Raw genomic sequence first — 16,402 nt, 5'->3', positions numbered from 1 at the left:
CATCTCCGGCCCGTCCGGCGATTGAGGACGATGCCGTTCAGGCCGAAGCGGGGGTCTGGGGGCAGCAGCCCCCAGCCCGGCCCGCGTCTTCGCCGGGCGCCTACACAGGCACGTGCACCGTCTCCACCCGGCTCGCCACCAACCGCTCCCGCTCCCGCAGCGCGGCCCGCTTCCGCAACCGCAGAATCTGCGTGACCCCGAGCGCCTGCAACACGAACACGGACGAGAACGCCACCCCGTAGTCGTCCCCCGTCGCGTCCAGCAGCACCCCCACCGCGAACAAGGTCGTCATCGACGCCACGAAGCCCCCCATGTTCGTGATCCCGGACGCCGTCCCCTGCCGCTCCGGCGGATTGGCCGGCCGCGCGAAGTCGAAGCCGATCATCGACGCCGGCCCGCACGCCCCCAGCACGGTGCACAGCACCACGAGCAGCCACATCGGCGCGTGCTCGGCCGGGTAGGCCAGCGTCGCCGCCCACAGGGTGGCCGTCACGCCCACCGTGCCCAGCGCCAGCGGCAGCCGCGCCGCGTGGTGCCGGGCGATGATCTGGCCGTAGACCAGGCCGACCGCCATGTTGGACAGCACGACGAGGGTGAGCAGCGTGCCGGCCGTGGCCCGGGACAGCCCCTGCGCCTCGACCAGGAACGGCATCCCCCACAGCAGCAGGAACACCATCGCCGGGAACTGGGTGGTGAAGTGCACCCACAGCCCCAGCCGCGTCCCCGGCTCACGCCAGGACATGGCGATCTGCCGTCGCACGTACGCGGCCCCCTGGTGCGGCAGCGGCTCCGGCTCGTGCCCATCGGGGTGGTCCTTGAGGAAGAGCAGCAGCAGGACGAAGACGACGGCACCCGCCAGCGCGCTGCCCGCGAACGCCGCCGTCCAGCCGATGCCGTGCAGCAGCCGGGCCAGCACGAGGGTGGAGACGAGGTTCCCCGCCATGCCGACCAGACCGGCCAGCTGGGCGACCATCGGTCCCCGGCGGGCCGGGAACCAGCGGGTGCCCAGCCGCAGCACGCTGATGAACGTCATCGCGTCCCCGCAGCCCAGCAGCGCCCGCGAGGCCAGCGCCATGCCGTACGAGGGGGAGAAGGCGAAGCCCAGCTGTCCTGCCGTGAAGAGAACGACGCCGATCCCCAGCACCTTCTTCGTGCCGAGCCGGTCGACCAGCAGGCCGACGGGTATCTGCATGCCGGCGTAGACCAGCAGCTGGAGGATGGAGAAGGTGGACAGCGCGGAGGCGTTGACGTGGAAGCGGTCGGCGGCGTCGAGGCCGGCGACCCCCAGGGACGTACGGAAGATGACGGCGACGAAGTAGACGGACACGCCGATGCTCCACACGGCGATCGCCCGCCGACCGCCCGGCGGATCACCGGGCAGCGCGCGGCCGGCCGAGGTGGCCGAACTCATCGGACCTCCCCCCGGGCCAGATGCGAGAACCAGCCCACGTGCCGGCCCACCACGCCGACGGCCGCCTCCGCGTCCCCGGCGCGCAGTGCGTCGAGGATCTCCTCGTGCTCGGCGAGGGTGTGGGCGATCCGGTCGGGGTGGGAGTGCATGACGGCGACGCCCATGCGCAGCTGGCGGTCACGGAGCTGGTCGTAGAGGCGGGAGAGGATCTCGTTGCCGCCGCTGCGGACGATCTCGGCGTGGAAGCAGCGGTCGGTGACGGAGGCGGCGGCGAAGTCACCGGCGGCCGCCTGCTCCTTCTGCCGGGCGAGCAGCTCCTCCAGCCGTTCGACCAGCCCGGGCGGTGCGGGTACGGCCTTCCTGGCCGCGTGCTCCTCGACCAGCAGCCGGGTCTCCACCACGTCCGCGATCTCCTGCGCGGAGACGGGCAGGACCAGGGCGCCCTTCTTGGGGTAGAGCCGGATCAGCCCCTCGACCTCCAGCCGCAGCAGCGCCTCGCGCACCGGTGTGCGGGAGACGCCGACGGCCTCGGCCAGCTCCCCCTCGGTGAGCAGCGTCCCGCCCTCGTAGCGCCGCTCGAGGACGGCCTGCTTGACGTGGGTGTAGACGCGGTCCGCCGCGGGGGGTTGCTTCACTGCCGTGGTCATGCCGACAGGATAGATACAACAGGGACACAAGAGGGATCCGTTCCAGCATCCGGACGCCGCCCCACCCCGCTCACCCGCCAGGGGGAAACCGGCGCCTCCCCCGCCCCGCCGCACAACCATTCACCCCCTTCGGGTGTCGCACTGACGCGGCCACAGCTCCACCGACCACAACTCGGCCGCGTTCCAAGAGGCTTCACCGTAATCGGGGTAACCAACTCAATGAACACCATTCCGGGCAACCGTCTGCGCAGGGCCCTCGCCGTCGCCCTGACCGGCGGCGCCGTCCTCGCCACCGGTGCCCTCGCCACCGCACCCGCACAGGCCGCCGCTCCCGAGCGCGCCCTCGCGGCACCCGTGCGGGCCGCCGCCGTGCCCTCGATCGCCGCCAAGGGCGGCTTCGTGATGAACAACGCGACCGGCAAGTCGCTCTACACCAAGGCCGCCGACACCAAGCGCTCCACCGGCTCCACGACCAAGATCATGACCGCCAAGGTCGTGCTCTCCCAGCCGAAGCTGAACCTGGACGCCAAGGTCACGATCCAGATGGCGTACAGCGACTACATCGTGTCGAAGAACGCCTCCTCCGCCCGCCTGATCGTCGGCGACCAGGTGACGGTCCGCCAGCTGCTGTACGGGCTGATGCTGCCGTCCGGCTGCGACGCCGCGTACGCGCTGGCCGACAAGTTCGGCTCGGGCAAGACGCGGGCGGCGCGCGTGAAGTCGTTCATCGGCAAGATGAACGCGACCGCCAAGAGCCTCGGCCTGAAGAACACGCACTTCGACTCGTTCGACGGCATCGGCAACGGCAAGAACTACTCCACGCCGCGCGACCTCACGAAACTCGCGAGCAGCGCGATGAAGAACTCCACCTTCCGCACCATCGTCAAGACCAAGAAGTACACGGCGAAGACGAGGACCAAGAAGGGCGGCACCCGCACGATGGCGCCCTGGACCAACACCAACACGCTGCTCGGCAGTTACAGCGGCGCGATCGGCGTGAAGACCGGTTCGGGCCCGGAGGCCAAGTACTGCCTGGTCTTCGCCGCGACCCGGAAGGGCAAGACCGTCATCGGCACGGTACTGGCGTCCTCGTCGTCGGCGCAGCGCGCCAAGGACGCCACGAAGCTCATGAACTACGCCTTCACGAAGTAGGCCTGCCGCCTCAGTACCCGCGCACCCCACCACCGAGAAGGGCCCGTCGCCGACGCGACGGGCCCTTCTCGCCGTACCGATCCCCCTGTACCGATGAAACACATGGTGATAGTTTCATTAGCACCATGCTGCTGAGTCTGGACAAGACCGACACCCGCCCCCTGCACGAACAGGTGGCCGGCGCCGTCCGGCGCGCCATCGCCGAGGGCGAATGTGCGCCGGGGGACCGCCTGCCCTCGGCCCGCGACCTCTCCGAGGCCCTGGACGTCAACGTCAACACCGTGCTGCGCGCACTGCGCGGCCTGCGGGACGAGGGCCTGCTGGAGTTCCGCCGGGGCCGGGGGGTGACGGTGGCCGAGGGCGCCCGACCGCACTCCGAGCTGCAGATCAGGGTCAGGGAACTGCTCACCGAGGCGGCTCGGCTGGGCTACAGCAGGACCGATCTCATCGACATGATCAGGGGGATGCCATGAGGGACACGACAGCGGCGCGGCGTACGACGGCGGCGGTCTGGACGGCCGGGGTCACGGCCGTGCTCGCCGGGATGCCGCTGCTGGCGCGGGACCGGCTCCCCGACCGGCTGGCGACCCACTGGGGCCTGAACGGCGAAGCCCCCGACGGCTCGATGCCCCTGTGGGCGGCGTCCCTCGTTCCCGCACTGATCTGGCTGGGCACGGCGGCCGCGGTCACCGTCCCGCTGATGCGGGCGGGCCCGGCGGCCCGTCCGTGGACCACCGTGACCCTGCTCCCCATGGGCATCGTCCTCACCGGCGCGCAGGCCGCGGTCATCCGCTCCAACCTGGACCGCGCGGACTGGCACGAGGCCCGTCAGCCCACCGCCTGGGTCGTCGCGATCCTCGTCGCGGCCGTACTCGCGGGGGTGGCCGGATGGCTGCTCGTCACCCGGCGGCGCGGCACCCCGGACGACGAGACGACGCCCGACGAGGGCGCCCCCGCGCTGGACATCCCGAAGGGCCGGCGGCTGGTCTGGTTCTCCCGCACCGCCAACCCCTGGCTCCAGCTGCTGGCGGCCGGGACCGGCCTGGTGGCGGCCGGTGCGCTCGTCGCCCTGGTCGGCGGCCTGGCCGCCCCGCGCGGCCTGTGGTCACTGTTCGCCGGCTGCGCCGTCGCGTCCCTCGCCTGCGCGGTGTTCTCCTCGGTCCAGGCCCGCGTCTCCGAGCGCGGCCTGGAGGTCTCCTTCGGCCCGCTCGGCTGGCCCGGACGCCGCTGGGCGCCCGGTGACATCGACACGGCTCGGATGGAGGTCCGCCGGCCCGCCCAGGTCGGCGGCTGGGGCTACCGGCTCAGCGGCCTCGGCACCACGGTGATGCTCCGCGCCGGCGAATGCCTGGTCATACGGCCCCGGGGCCGCCGAACCGACTTCGCGGTGAGCGTCGACGACGCCGAACGCGGCGCGGCCCTGCTCAACGCACTGCGCACGGACCGACCCCGGGGCTGAGTACAGCGGCCTCGGGGCCGTCATACACACACTCGTCGGCCGCCGCAGGACTTTCGATCACCTTCGCTCGCAGTCGTGAACATCATCGATCTGGCTGGCATATGCCCTTGGCTTCGCCCTACGTTCCGCGGCGGAGGTGGTTCACATGAACGAACCCAGCAAACGACAGAACTCCGGCGCGCGGCACGAGGCGATCGACGTCAGCGACTTCGTGTACGCGGCCACCGGGGCCCGGGTACGCCGGCTGACCATGCCGGACGGAAGCCACTGGTTTCCGGCGGCGGACGTGTGCAAGGAGTTGGGATACACCACGACCCGAAAGGCGCTTCTCGATCACGTCCCGGAGGAACATCGAGACAATCTCGAGACTGTGACTGGAAGTCACAGTCTCAGCGTTCCTGCAGGTAGGAGTTGGCGACGAGACCTGCAACTCATCGATCTCCAAGGTCTCATCCTGCTCGTCAACGCCTGCACCAAACCGGCCTGTGCCCCCTTCAAGCAGTGGGTCGCCGAAGTCATCGAGACCGTGCAGCGCGAGGGTACGTACTCTCTGGACGAGGCAGAGGTGCAGCCCGTCGAACCCGGCGCCCCCATCGCCTACGCCATGCCGGACCAGGTCGCCGAAGCCATCGTCCGGCTGGAGGCGCACAACCTCCGACTGGACGAGGAGTTGGCCGAGGGACAACGTGCGTCCATCGCCCTGCAAAGGGAAATGCTGTCCACGCAGCAGGCCACTCTCGCCACCCAACAGGCCACCCTGGCCGTGCAACAGGCCATGGTTCGCGCCTTGGAGCGCATCGCGGACCGGTTCGACACCCTGGTTCTCCACCAGGGGCCGCCCCGCGGTCACTTCACCCCGGCACCGACCACGGAGTCCGTGCTGGCCGACTGGCGGCAGCGGTTGTCCGTGACGGAGGACGTGTGGACGGTCGCCCAGGTCATCGCGCCCGTGCTCGTCGAGAAGGGTGAGCTGAGGGAGCCGCTGGAGTCGATCGCCGCCCGTACGGGGCTTTCCGTGCGGCGGGTCAACGAGTGTCTCCGGCTGCTGCGCACCCACGCCTGCATCCGCTCGCGGGGCGGGGCCGGGGACGGGGCTCCGGTGTACGTGCTGCACCAGGTCTGATCCCGGTACGACACGACGGAAGGGGCGTCGCAACTCGAACTTGCGGCGCCCCTCCCGTCATGAACCTACTCGGTTCGTGGCTCTCATGCCCAGCTGATCAACCGCTTCGGCTGCTCCAGGACCGCCGCCACGTCGGCGAGGACCTTGGAGCCGAGTTCGCCGTCGACCAGGCGGTGGTCGAAGCTCAGCGCGAGGGTGGTCACCTGACGCGGCTTCACCTTGCCCTTGTGGACCCACGGCTGGAGCTTGATCGCACCGACCGCGAGGATCGCGGACTCGCCCGGGTTGAGGATCGGCGTACCGGTGTCGACGCCGAAGACGCCGACGTTGGTGATGGTCACCGTGCCGCCCTGCATGGCGGCCGGGGAGGTCTTGCCCTCCCGGGCCGTCGAGACCAGCTCACCCAGGGAGCCCGCCAGCTGCGGCAGCGTCTGGGCGTGGGCGTCCTTGATGTTCGGGACGATCAGGCCCCGGGGGGTGGCGGCGGCGATGCCCAGGTTGACGTAGTGCTTGACCACGATCTCCTGGGCGGCCTCGTCCCAGGACGCGTTGATGTCCGGGTTCCGCTTGATCGCGACCAGCAGGGCCTTGGCGATCAGCAGGAGCGGGTTCACCCGCAGGCCCGTGAACTCCTTGTCCTGCTTCAGCTCCTCGACCAGCTTCATCGTGCGCGTCACGTCGACCGTCACGAACTCGGTGACATGCGGCGCCGTGAAGGCCGAGCCGACCATCGCCGCCGCCGTCGCCTTGCGCACGCCCTTGACCGGCACACGGGTCTCCCGCGCCGTGTCGTACGACGTCGGCGCCGCCGTCGGGGACGGGGTGGGCGCGACGGCCGCGGGGGCCGCCTGCGACTCCGGCGTCGCGGGCTGCGCCGACACCGCCGCGTGCACGTCCTCGCGCGTGATGATGCCGTCCGGGCCGGAGGGGACCACGGTCGCCAGGTCGACGCCGAGGTCCTTGGCCAGCTTGCGGACCGGCGGCTTGGCCAGCGGACGCTCACCGCCGACCGGAGCGGCCGGTGCCGCGGGTGCCGCGGGCCCGTGGCCGTTCATCTCGGCCTGGATCGCCGCCGACGCCTCCTGCGCGGCGGCCGGGGCCTGAGCGCCCTTGCGGGGGCGGCGCCTGGTCGAGGAGGTGGAGACCCCGTACCCGACCAGGACCGGCTGGCGGCCCTCGGGCTTGGGCTCCTCCGCCTCGGCGGTGGCCGGCGTGTCCGCCACGGCCTCCTGAACCGGCTCAGCGGCGGCCGCCGCACCATCGCCGACGGCCACCGCGATGATCGACGTACCGACGTCGACCGTGGTGCCCTCGGGGAAGTGCAGCTCGCGGACCACGCCGTCGTAGGGGATGGGCAGTTCGACGGCGGCCTTGGCCGTCTCGACCTCGCACACCACCTGGCCGTCGGTGACCGTGTCACCGGCCTTGACGTACCACTTGAGGATCTCTGCCTCGGTGAGCCCCTCGCCCACGTCGGGCATCTTGAACTCACGCACGGAGCTGTCCGTCATCGTCGTCACGCTCCTCTCCTCAGTACGCCAGCGAGCGGTCGACGGCATCCAGCACCCGGTCCAGGTCGGGCAGGTACTCCTCCTCCAGGCGGGCCGGCGGGTACGGGGCGTGGTAGCCGCCGACCCTCAGCACCGGGGCCTCCAGGTGGTAGAAGCAGCGCTCCGTGATCCGGGCGGCGATCTCCGCGCCCGAGCCCAGGAACACCGGCGCCTCGTGGACCACGATCAGGCGGCGGGTCTTCTCCACCGACGCCTGGACGGTGTCGAAGTCGACCGGCGAGATCGAGCGCAGGTCGACGACCTCCAGGGAGCGGCCCTCCTCGGCCGCCGCGTCGGCGACCTCCTGGCAGAGCTTCACCATCGGGCCGTACGCGGCCAGCGTGAGGTCGGTGCCCTCGCGCACCACCCGCGCGGTGTGCAGCGGGCCGGGGATGGCCTCCACGTCGACCTCGGCCTTGTCCCAGTACCGGCGCTTGGGCTCGAAGTAGATCACCGGGTCGTCGCTCTGGATGGCCTGCTGCATCATCCAGTACGCGTCGGCCGCGTTGGAGGGGCTGACCACCTTCAGGCCCGCCACGTGGGCGAAGAGGGCCTCGGGGGACTCGGAGTGGTGCTCGACCGCGCCGATGCCGCCGCCGTAGGGGATGCGGATGACGACCGGCATCTTGACCTTGCCGAGCGAGCGGGCGTGCATCTTCGCCAGCTGGGTGACGATCTGGTCGTAGGCCGGGAAGACGAAGCCGTCGAACTGGATCTCCACCACCGGGCGGTAGCCGCGCAGGGCCAGGCCGATGGCGGTGCCGACGATGCCGGACTCGGCCAGCGGGGTGTCGATGACCCGGTCCTCGCCGAAGTCCTTGTGCAGGCCGTCGGTGACCCGGAAGACACCCCCGAGCTTGCCGACGTCCTCGCCCATGATCAGGACCTTGGGGTCCGACTCCAGCGCGCGGCGCAGCGACTCGTTGATCGCCTTCGCCAGCGCCATCTTTTCCGCTGCCATGTCAGACCCCCTCTGCGTCTGCGAACGATGCCTGGTAGGCGGCGAACTGGGCCCGCTCCTCGTCCACGAGCGCGTGCCCGTCCGCGTACACGTTCTCGAAGATGGCGAACCGGTCCGGGTCCGGCATGGCACGGACCACTTCGCGCACTCGTTTGCCCAACGTCTCGCTCTCGGCCTCCAGTTCCGCGAAGAATCCCTCGTCCGCGTGGTTTGCGGACTCCAGGAAGCGGCGAAGGCGCAGGATCGGGTCCTTCGCCTCCCAGGCGGCCCGCTCGTCGTCGTGCCGGTAGCGGGAGGGGTCGTCCGAGGTGGTGTGGGCGCCCATGCGGTACGTGTACGCCTCGATCAGGGCCGGACCCTCGCCGCGCCGGGCGCGGTCCAGGGCCCAGCGGGTGACCGCGAGGGAGGCCAGGACGTCGTTGCCGTCGACGCGGACGCCGGGGAAGCCGAAGCCCTGGGCGCGCTGGTAGAGCGGCACCCGGGTCTGCTTCTCGTTGGACTCGGAGATCGCCCACTGGTTGTTCTGGCAGAAGAACACCACGGGGGCGTTGTAGACGGCGGCGAAGTTGAACGCCTCGCTGACGTCGCCCTGGCTGGAGGCGCCGTCGCCGAAGTACGCGATCACGCCCGAGTCCGCGCCGTCCTTGGCCACGCCCATCGCGTAGCCCGTGGCGTGCAGCGCCTGCGAGCCGATGACGATCGTGTACAGGTGGAAGTTGTTGCTGTTGGGGTCCCAGCCGCCGTTGTTCACACCGCGGAACATGCCGAGCAGGTTGGTCGGGTCCACCCCGCGGCACCAGGCGACGCCGTGCTCGCGGTAGGTCGGGAAGACGTAGTCGTCCTCGCGGGTGGCCCGGCCGGAGCCGATCTGGGCGGCCTCCTGGCCAAGGAGGGAGGCCCACAGGCCCAGCTCGCCCTGGCGCTGCAGGGCGGTGGCCTCGGCGTCGAAGCGCCGGGTGAGCACCATGTCGCGGTACAGGCCGCGCAGCTCGTCCGGGGTGATGTCGGCGACGTACGAGGCGTACTCGGCGTAGGCGGCGTCCTCGACGCGCTCGCCCTCGGGCGTCAGCAGCTGCACCAGCTCCGTCTCGGAGCCCTTCTTGGCAGCGGTGCGGGTGGTACTGGTGGTGCGCTTGCTGCCGGTGCCGGCCTTGCTGCCGGTGGTCCCGGCCGCCTTGGTGCCGGTGGTGCCGGCCGCCTTGCTTCCGGCGCTGCGTCGCGGCTTGCGCGCGGCAGTGCTCTCGGTCACGTGTGCTCCTCCGTCGGTCCGGCCCCCGGGTTCGCCGGAAGCCAGTGCGGCTCACCTGCGGCCCGGCGGACGCACAAGGGTGGGTGCGGCCCGATCGGGAACAGGCGTGACAGGTGCCCCGGCGAGCGCCCTGCGAACAGCACGTTACCCAGTGCTCCACATTTCTGTGAAACCCCTCCTGACCTGCGTTTTTACTCGGATCTCCAAGTAAATCGGCGTAGGGCGGAAGTTTTACTGGTCACAGCCTTGCAGGGGGCCGGAACAACGGCACGTTATCCCGGCCACCCCGGGCACGGGAAGAGTCGGTGTGTGACACTGACCGCGTGCGCGAAGACGGAAAAATCCGGGTATTCCTCCTCGACGACCACGAGGTGGTCCGCCGCGGGGTGCACGATCTGCTCGCCGGAGAGGCCGACATCGAGGTGGTGGGGGAGGCCGGTACGGCCGCCGAGGCACAGGCCCGGGTCGCGGCCACCCGCCCGGACGTCGCGGTGCTGGACGTGCGGCTGCCGGACGGCAGCGGCGTGGAGGTCTGCCGCGACATCCGCTCGCGGGACGAGTCCGTCCGCTGCCTGATGCTGACCTCCTTCGCCGACGACGAGGCCCTCTTCGACGCGATCATGGCGGGCGCCTCCGGCTACGTCCTCAAGGACATCCGCGGCGCCGAGCTGCTCGGTGCCGTACGGGAGGTGGCCGCCGGGAAGTCGCTGCTCGACCCGGCGGCCACCGCGCGGGTGCTGGAGCGGCTGCGCGGCGGCGGGACGAAGCCCGACGACCGGCTGTCCAGCCTCACCGACCAGGAGCGCCGCATCCTGGAGCTGATCGGCGAGGGCCTGACCAACCGCGCGATCGGCGAGCGGCTGCACCTGGCGGAAAAAACGATCAAGAACTACGTGTCGAGCCTGCTGGGCAAGCTCGGCATGCAGCGGCGCTCGCAGGCGGCCGCCTTCGTGGCCCGGCTGGAGGCCGAGAACCGCTGACGGGCCCGGGCACAAGGGCCTGCTCCGGACTTACTCGGGACTTACGTCCCCTCCTGCCGGGGCGGGCGACTCTGTTCCCGCGCCTGCCGCTCCCGCACAGTGAGTCCATGCCCTCCGACGCACAGCTCGCCGTCGGCCTGCTCGGCCGTACCCCCTACGGCCGGGCGGCCACCACCATGCGCGCGCTGCCCGTCCTCGCCCTCGCGCGCCACATCGTGGCCGACGGCCGGGTCCTGCTGCGCATGCCCAGGAGCTGGGGGTATCACCAGGTGTGCGCCGGGAGCGTCGTCGCGTACGGAGCGGACAACCTGACCTCCGCACGGCCCGGCGAGAGCCTGTGGACCGTGCAGGTCGTGGGCCGGTGCGAGACCCACGAGCCGAGCGCCGCCGAGCTGGATCGGTTCGGTCCCGCGCCGGGCCGGGTGGACGGCGACCCGTTCGAGCCCGCCTACCTGCGCGTGGACCCGCAGTTCGGCACGGTGCACTTCACGGACGGGGCCACGGGGCCCGCGTAGGCGAACGCAACGCGCGCGTGGAGCCCGTTCCGGGGCCGCACGCGCGCGTGGGGTGTCGTGGGGGTTGCGGTCACTCGCCCGCCGGGTCGGTGGCGCCGCCCGTGTTTCCGGAGCCGCCCTCGGTGCCGCCGCCGTCCGGTGGGGTCTCGCCACCGCCGGGGGTCTCATTGCCACCAGGCGTGTCACCACCACCAGGGCTCTCACCGCCACCAGGCGTCTCACCGTCACCGGGCGACGCGTCGCCACCAGGCGTCTCACCACCGCCGGTCGAATCGTCCGTCTCCGTCTGCGACGGCGTCCACGACGGCGTGTCCGGCTGCTCCCAGTTCCCGTCGCCGCTGCCGCCCCCGCCCGAGCCCTGCTCGGTGCCCGGGTCGGTGGTCTCCTGGGTCTGCTCGTCGCTGGGCGACGAACTGGGCGTCTCCTCGCCGGTGCTCTGGGAGGTGGTCGCCGACGGGCTCTTGTCCGTCTCGGTGCCGCCCTTGTCGCCGCCGCCGTTGTTCAGGGCCAGCGCGACGCCGGCCGCAATGGCGATCACCGCGAAGACGGCCAGTATCCACAGCTTGCCGCGGCCGCTGCCCTTGTTGCCATGGCCCTCGAAGCCGCCGTCGTCGCCCCCGCCGTACCCGCCCGGCAGGATCGGCTGGGGGATCTGCTGGGTGCCCGACGCACCGTGCTGGTCGGGGTGCGGCAGCACCGTCGTGCCCGCCAGGCCGGCCGCGGGGGTGTGCCGGCCGTCGTGCGCGGCGACCGGGCCGGTGTTCCAGGTGCCGGTGTGGCCGCCCTGCTCGTACAGCATCTGCAGGCCGTACTGGACCAGGCCGCGCATCTCCTCGGCGGTCTGGAAACGGTCGTCGGGCTCCTTGGCCAGCGAGCGCATCACCAGGCCGTCCAGCTCCGGCGGGGTGGCGTCGGAGACCTCGGACGGGGGCGTCGGAATGTCCTGCACGTGCTGGTAGACCACCGACAGCGGGGTCTCCCCGGTGAACGGCGGGCGCAGCGCGAGGAGTTCGTAGAGCAGGCAGCCGGTGGCGTACAGGTCGGAGCGGTGGTCGACGGCCTTGCCGAGGGCCTGCTCGGGGGAGAGGTACTGCGGGGTGCCCATGACCATGCCGGTCTGCGTCATCGTCGACTGGGCGCCGTGCAGGGCGCGCGCGATGCCGAAGTCCATCACCTTCACCGCGCCCGCGTTGGTGATGATGACGTTGGCGGGCTTGATGTCGCGGTGCACGATGCCGTGCTGGTGGGAGTAGGCGAGGGCCTCCAGGACACCGGAGACGATGATCAGCGCCTGCTCGGGGCCGGGCGCCTCGGCGTTGAGGAGGAGGTCGCGGATGGTGCGCCCCTCGACGATCTCCATCACGATGTACGGCACGGACTGGCCGCCGACGACGTCCTCGCCCGAGTCGTACACGGCCACGATGGCATGGTGGTTGAGGCCCGCCACCGACTGTGCCTCGCGCGTGAAGCGCGCCTTGGAGACCGGGTCCTCGGCGAGGTCCGCGCGCAGCAGCTTGACCGCCACCGTGCGCCCCAGGCGGACGTCCTCGGCGGCGAACACCTCGGCCATGCCGCCCCGCCCGAGCCTGCGGGTCAGCCGGTACCGGCCGTCGCCGACCAGGCCGCCGTTGCCCCAGTTCTCCGGCGCGTCAGACATACCGCCGCCAGATGCCTCGGGTTCGGACGGGCCCTGGGCGCGCTGCTGCTGTGCCATCAGTCCTCGCCGTCGTTTCTGCCCGCGGTACGCGCGGTGTTGTTACGGTCTCCGTCGGCCACGCTACAGCCTTCGCGGGGGCCTCCGGTCCGGGATGAGCGCCGGGACCGGACATGAGACGGACCGGTCATGAAACCCTGGTTCCGTACTCTCGTGCAAATTCCGTGGACCGGAAGTACGCCGGCTGTAACGCTTCCGCGACGCTTCTTTCGCGTACGGTCACGGAACGGGCACCGCGCTTGACGTGTCAGTGCCCTGGGGCAGACTTGGCCGGGAATAGCACTTTCGATCACGAGCGCGCGTGCCGCTGCCACCGGCGCCCGCCGCCTATGGGGGACGCAGAGACATGAGCCAGGACGCCGGACAGGGACGGTATGCGGGGCGGGCGCTCGCCGGTGGCCGTTACCAGCTGCGCGACTTGCTCGGCGAGGGCGGCATGGCCTCCGTGCACCTGGCGTACGACTCGGTCCTCGACCGCCAGGTCGCGATCAAGACGCTGCACACCGAGCTGGGCCGCGAACAGGCCTTCCGCGAACGCTTCCGCCGCGAGGCCCAGGCCGTGGCCAAGCTCACGCACACCAACATCGTCTCGGTCTTCGACACCGGTGAGGACGATCTGGACGGCATGACCACGCCGTACATCGTCATGGAGTACGTCGAGGGCCGGCCGCTGGGCTCCGTGCTCGACGAGGACGTGCGGCAGCAGGGCGCGATGCCCGCCGACAAGGCGCTGAAGATCACCGCGGACGTGCTGGCCGCGCTGGAGATCAGCCACGAGATGGGCCTGGTCCACCGGGACATCAAGCCGGGCAACGTGATGATGACCAAGCGCGGCGTGGTCAAGGTGATGGACTTCGGCATCGCCCGCGCCATGCAGTCCGGCGTGACCTCGATGACGCAGACCGGCATGGTCGTCGGCACCCCGCAGTACCTTTCGCCGGAACAGGCCCTCGGCCGCGGCGTCGACGCCCGCTCCGACCTGTACTCGGTCGGCATCATGCTGTTCCAGCTGGTCACCGGACGCCTGCCGTTCGACGCCGACTCGCCGTTGGCGATCGCGTACGCGCACGTGCAGGAGGAGCCGGTCGCCCCGTCCACCGTCAACCGCGCCCTGCCCCCGGCGGTGGACGCGCTGGTGGCCCGCGCGCTGAAGAAGAACCCCAACGAACGCTTCCCCAGCGCCGAGTCCATGCGCGACGAGTGCCTGCGCGTGGCGGCCTCCTTCCAGGCGGCCCCGCCGAGCATCGTGCCCGGCGCCCGGACGTCGAGCGGCGCGGGTGTCGGCTCCGCGGTCTTCCCGCCGGTCGGCCAGGGCACCCCGGCGCCCGCGGGCCCCGTCCAGACGCCGTACCAGCCGACGCCGGCCCCCGGTCCGAACCCGTACGGCACCCCGGCCCCGGCGGCGCACTCGCCCGCGTACGGCTATCCGCAGCAGGCCGGGTACCAGACGCCGGCCCCGTCGCCGTACGCCCAGCAGCCGGCCACGCCTCCGCCGTACAACCTGACGCCGTCGCCGCAAGGCCCCGGTTCCCCGGGCGGGGGCAAGAACAACAAGCCGGTGATCATCGGCTCGGTCGTGGTCGCCCTCGTGGCCGTCGGCGGACTGATCGCCGCGCTGCTGATGAACGGCGGCGGGGACGAGGACCCGGAGGCCGGCGGTGGCGGCTCCGCGAGCGTGTCCGCTTCGCCGTCGAAGGCGGCGGGCTACCGCGGGCCGGACAAGACGAAGACGATCGAGACGGACAAGTGCACCGAGCCGGAGGAGTCGTACAACGACCCGGACAAGATCAAGGTGCCGGACTTCACGTTCAAGTACATCGGCTCGGTCAAGGAATGCTTCAACGCCGCGGGCTGGGAGATGAAGGTCGTCGAGGTCGACGAGAACACGTACGGCGAGGGATCGGTCCGGGACCAGTTCCCCGTCGCCGGCACGGACGTCGACCCGGAGGACATGCCGAAGATCCAGCTCAAGGTCTCGTCGGGCAACCCGGCCACCGAGTGAGCCCGTGACGGCGTGACGCGCGGCTGACGACGAAGGGCCCGGCAGCGAGTGCTGCCGGGCCCTTCGCGATGTCGGTGGACGCGAGTTCTACAAGGTCTCCAGGTCTACAGGTCTACAGGTCTACAGGTCTACAGGTAGGGACCGCCGGAGCGGCCGCCCGGATGCGGGGGCTCCTCGCCCTCCGGGGCGACGCCGGGCGGAAGCGCGCGGCGCATCTGCTCCAGCTGGGCCCGCGCGGCCATCTGCTGGGCGAACAGCGTGGTCTGGATGCCGTGGAAGAGACCCTCCAGCCAGCCGACCAGCTGTGCCTGGGCGATCCGCAGTTCGGCGTCGGTCGGGGTGCCGTCGTCCGTGAAGGGCAGGGAGAGCCGCTCCAGCTCCTCCACCAGCTCCGGCGCCAGACCGTCCTCCAGCTCCTTCACCGAGCTGGCGTGGATCTCCTTGAGCCGGACCCGGCTCGCCTCGTCCAGCGGCGCGACCCGCACCTCTTCGAGCAGCTGCTTGATCATGCTGCCGATCCGCATGACCTTGGCAGGCTGCTCCACCTGCTCGGTCACCGGGATCTCGCGGGAGTCGTCGTCCCCGCCGCCGCTGAGCGCCATTCCGTCCTGGCCGACGACCAGGATCTGGGGGTTCTCCGGCGACCTGTCGTTCCTCGGCATTTCCATGCCGCCATTGTCTCCCACGCGTGGTCCGCGAACGGGTGCTGCCCCGGGGAAACCGGCCCCCACGCGTTCGGCGGCGTCCGGAATGCCGGTATCGCCGACCGGTGTGAGGCTTGTTGCGTCGTTTTCCACGACTTCTACGACGCTTTCCACGACTGGTCTCACCGGGAGGGGGTCACGGACGTGACTCCATGGCTGCGCACACTGCGGGCGACGGGTTTGGCGGGCGCCCTGGGGGTCGGCGCGCTGGTGTCGCCGTACGGCGCGGAGCCGGCCCACGCCGCCTCTGCCGCCGGCGCCGGGTTCGCGGCGGTGGTGGCACCGTCCCCGGCGTCCTCCGCGGCGGGCCACGATCCGGCGCCGGAGGCGGCCACCGTCCCGGACGGCTCCGCCACCCACGACGGGCGGGGCGGTCACGAACGTCCCCGGCGCCCCGCCGGCCCCGACCGCCCGGAGCGCCCGGACGCCGGGTCCGCCTCCCGGCCCGCCGCGGACCCCGGCCCCTCGGACAGTGCGGGGCGCGGTTCCGCCAAGCCCTCCCCCTCTTCCCCCACACCGTCGGCGTCCCGCACCACGGCCGACCCCGAGCCCTCCCGGGCCGGGAGCCTGCCGGGCGAGGGAAGGCAGCGGCCCGGTCGCGCCGAGGAGCGTGAGCCGGAACACGACGGCACGGACGAGAACGCCGGTCGGCGCCAGGACGGCGACGGCGGCGACGGTGTCCCCGAGGACCCGGCCACCGCCACCGCCGCCGCCGTCCCGCCCGGACAGACCGAGGCAGCCCGGGCGCCCTCGGTCTCCCCGTCCCGGACGGGGTCGCAGGCCGGCATGCGGGCCCAGGGGGCCGCCGAGCCCGTACTGCGGGTCCTCCCGCTGGGCAGCGGGCTGGTCCTCATCGGGCTCGGCCTGGCCCTGGGCCTCGTGGGGCTGCGCCTGCGCCGGGCGTAGGGGCCCGCCGCGCACCGACCGTGCGTGCC

General features: G+C 71.6%; 15 protein-coding genes. 8 read left to right on the top strand and 7 right to left on the bottom strand.

Annotation, left to right across the window (positions count from 1 at the left end):
- Positions 1–100: 100 nt before the first annotated feature.
- Together ABS735_RS37955 and ABS735_RS37950 are read right to left on the bottom strand one after the other, a co-directional pair.
- Positions 101–1,411 carry an MFS transporter gene (locus ABS735_RS37955; protein WP_373904789.1) on the bottom strand — a complete coding sequence of 437 codons (1,311 nt, stop codon included), beginning with the start codon at positions 1,409–1,411 and terminating at the stop codon, positions 101–103.
- The gene (locus tag ABS735_RS37950) at positions 1,408–2,058 is read right to left on the bottom strand and encodes a GntR family transcriptional regulator (protein WP_373904788.1); all 651 of its coding nucleotides are present in this window, start codon (positions 2,056–2,058) and stop codon (positions 1,408–1,410) included. The genes ABS735_RS37955 and ABS735_RS37950 overlap by 4 nt, the downstream gene beginning before the upstream one ends.
- Before the next feature lie 219 nt (positions 2,059–2,277).
- Here ABS735_RS37950 and ABS735_RS37945 point away from each other — a divergent pair, with 219 nt between their 5' ends.
- From ABS735_RS37945 to ABS735_RS37930, 4 genes are all read left to right on the top strand, one after another.
- The gene (locus ABS735_RS37945) at positions 2,278–3,210 is read left to right on the top strand and encodes a D-alanyl-D-alanine carboxypeptidase family protein (protein WP_373904787.1); all 933 of its coding nucleotides are present in this window, start codon (positions 2,278–2,280) and stop codon (positions 3,208–3,210) included.
- Between the two features lie 125 nt (positions 3,211–3,335).
- On the top strand, positions 3,336–3,683 hold the full coding sequence (locus tag ABS735_RS37940) for a GntR family transcriptional regulator (RefSeq protein WP_007451644.1): 348 nt from the start codon (positions 3,336–3,338) through the stop codon (positions 3,681–3,683).
- The gene (locus ABS735_RS37935; RefSeq protein ID WP_373904786.1) at positions 3,680–4,669 is read left to right on the top strand and encodes a DUF1648 domain-containing protein; all 990 of its coding nucleotides are present in this window, start codon (positions 3,680–3,682) and stop codon (positions 4,667–4,669) included. The genes ABS735_RS37940 and ABS735_RS37935 overlap by 4 nt, the downstream gene beginning before the upstream one ends.
- A 145-nt stretch (positions 4,670–4,814) precedes the next feature.
- Positions 4,815–5,792, top strand: coding sequence for a BRO-N domain-containing protein (locus ABS735_RS37930; RefSeq protein WP_373904785.1), 978 nt, complete (start codon positions 4,815–4,817; stop codon positions 5,790–5,792).
- 83 nt (positions 5,793–5,875) lie between these two features.
- On the opposite strand, the gene ABS735_RS37925 is transcribed toward ABS735_RS37930, so the two are convergent.
- The 3 genes from ABS735_RS37925 to pdhA are packed head-to-tail and all read right to left on the bottom strand — an operon-like array spanning position 5,876 to position 9,552.
- On the bottom strand, positions 5,876–7,312 hold the full coding sequence (locus ABS735_RS37925; RefSeq protein ID WP_373904784.1) for a dihydrolipoamide acetyltransferase family protein: 1,437 nt from the start codon (positions 7,310–7,312) through the stop codon (positions 5,876–5,878).
- A 10-nt stretch (positions 7,313–7,322) separates the two neighbouring features.
- Positions 7,323–8,303 carry an alpha-ketoacid dehydrogenase subunit beta gene (locus ABS735_RS37920; RefSeq protein WP_373904783.1) on the bottom strand — a complete coding sequence of 327 codons (981 nt, stop codon included), beginning with the start codon at positions 8,301–8,303 and terminating at the stop codon, positions 7,323–7,325.
- Position 8,304: 1 nt separating this feature from the next.
- Positions 8,305–9,552, bottom strand: coding sequence for a pyruvate dehydrogenase (acetyl-transferring) E1 component subunit alpha (gene pdhA, locus ABS735_RS37915; RefSeq protein ID WP_373904782.1), 1,248 nt, complete (start codon positions 9,550–9,552; stop codon positions 8,305–8,307).
- A 323-nt stretch (positions 9,553–9,875) separates the two neighbouring features.
- Here pdhA and ABS735_RS37910 point away from each other — a divergent pair, with 323 nt between their 5' ends.
- Together ABS735_RS37910 and ABS735_RS37905 are read left to right on the top strand one after the other, a co-directional pair.
- Positions 9,876–10,532, top strand: a complete 657-nt coding sequence (locus tag ABS735_RS37910) for a response regulator (protein WP_373904781.1) — start codon at positions 9,876–9,878, stop codon at positions 10,530–10,532.
- 107 nt (positions 10,533–10,639) lie between these two features.
- Entirely contained in the window at positions 10,640–11,047 is a 408-nt protein-coding gene (locus ABS735_RS37905) for a pyridoxamine 5'-phosphate oxidase family protein (protein WP_373904780.1), read from the top strand.
- A 70-nt stretch (positions 11,048–11,117) separates the two neighbouring features.
- On the opposite strand, the gene ABS735_RS37900 is transcribed toward ABS735_RS37905, so the two are convergent.
- The gene (locus tag ABS735_RS37900) at positions 11,118–12,761 is read right to left on the bottom strand and encodes a protein kinase domain-containing protein (RefSeq protein ID WP_373904779.1); all 1,644 of its coding nucleotides are present in this window, start codon (positions 12,759–12,761) and stop codon (positions 11,118–11,120) included.
- A 346-nt stretch (positions 12,762–13,107) separates the two neighbouring features.
- Here ABS735_RS37900 and ABS735_RS37895 point away from each other — a divergent pair, with 346 nt between their 5' ends.
- Positions 13,108–14,763 (top strand): protein kinase domain-containing protein, encoded by a 1,656-nt coding sequence (locus ABS735_RS37895; protein WP_373904778.1) that lies wholly within the window; start codon positions 13,108–13,110, stop codon positions 14,761–14,763.
- A gap of 128 nt (positions 14,764–14,891) precedes the next feature.
- On the opposite strand, the gene ABS735_RS37890 is transcribed toward ABS735_RS37895, so the two are convergent.
- Positions 14,892–15,431: a bacterial proteasome activator family protein gene (locus ABS735_RS37890; protein ID WP_133888806.1), complete on the bottom strand. Its 540-nt coding sequence runs from the start codon at positions 15,429–15,431 to the stop codon at positions 14,892–14,894.
- Positions 15,432–15,611: 180 nt separating this feature from the next.
- Here ABS735_RS37890 and ABS735_RS37885 point away from each other — a divergent pair, with 180 nt between their 5' ends.
- On the top strand, positions 15,612–16,373 hold the full coding sequence (locus ABS735_RS37885; RefSeq protein ID WP_373904777.1) for a hypothetical protein: 762 nt from the start codon (positions 15,612–15,614) through the stop codon (positions 16,371–16,373).
- Positions 16,374–16,402 lie beyond the last annotated feature (29 nt).

This window comes from Streptomyces sp. MMCC 100, assembly GCF_041538145.2.
In the GTDB taxonomy this organism is placed as follows: Bacteria; Actinomycetota; Actinomycetes; order Streptomycetales; family Streptomycetaceae; genus Streptomyces.
The sequence above is the reverse complement of the archived record's forward strand: the minus strand, read 5'-3'. Positions and strand labels throughout refer to the sequence as shown.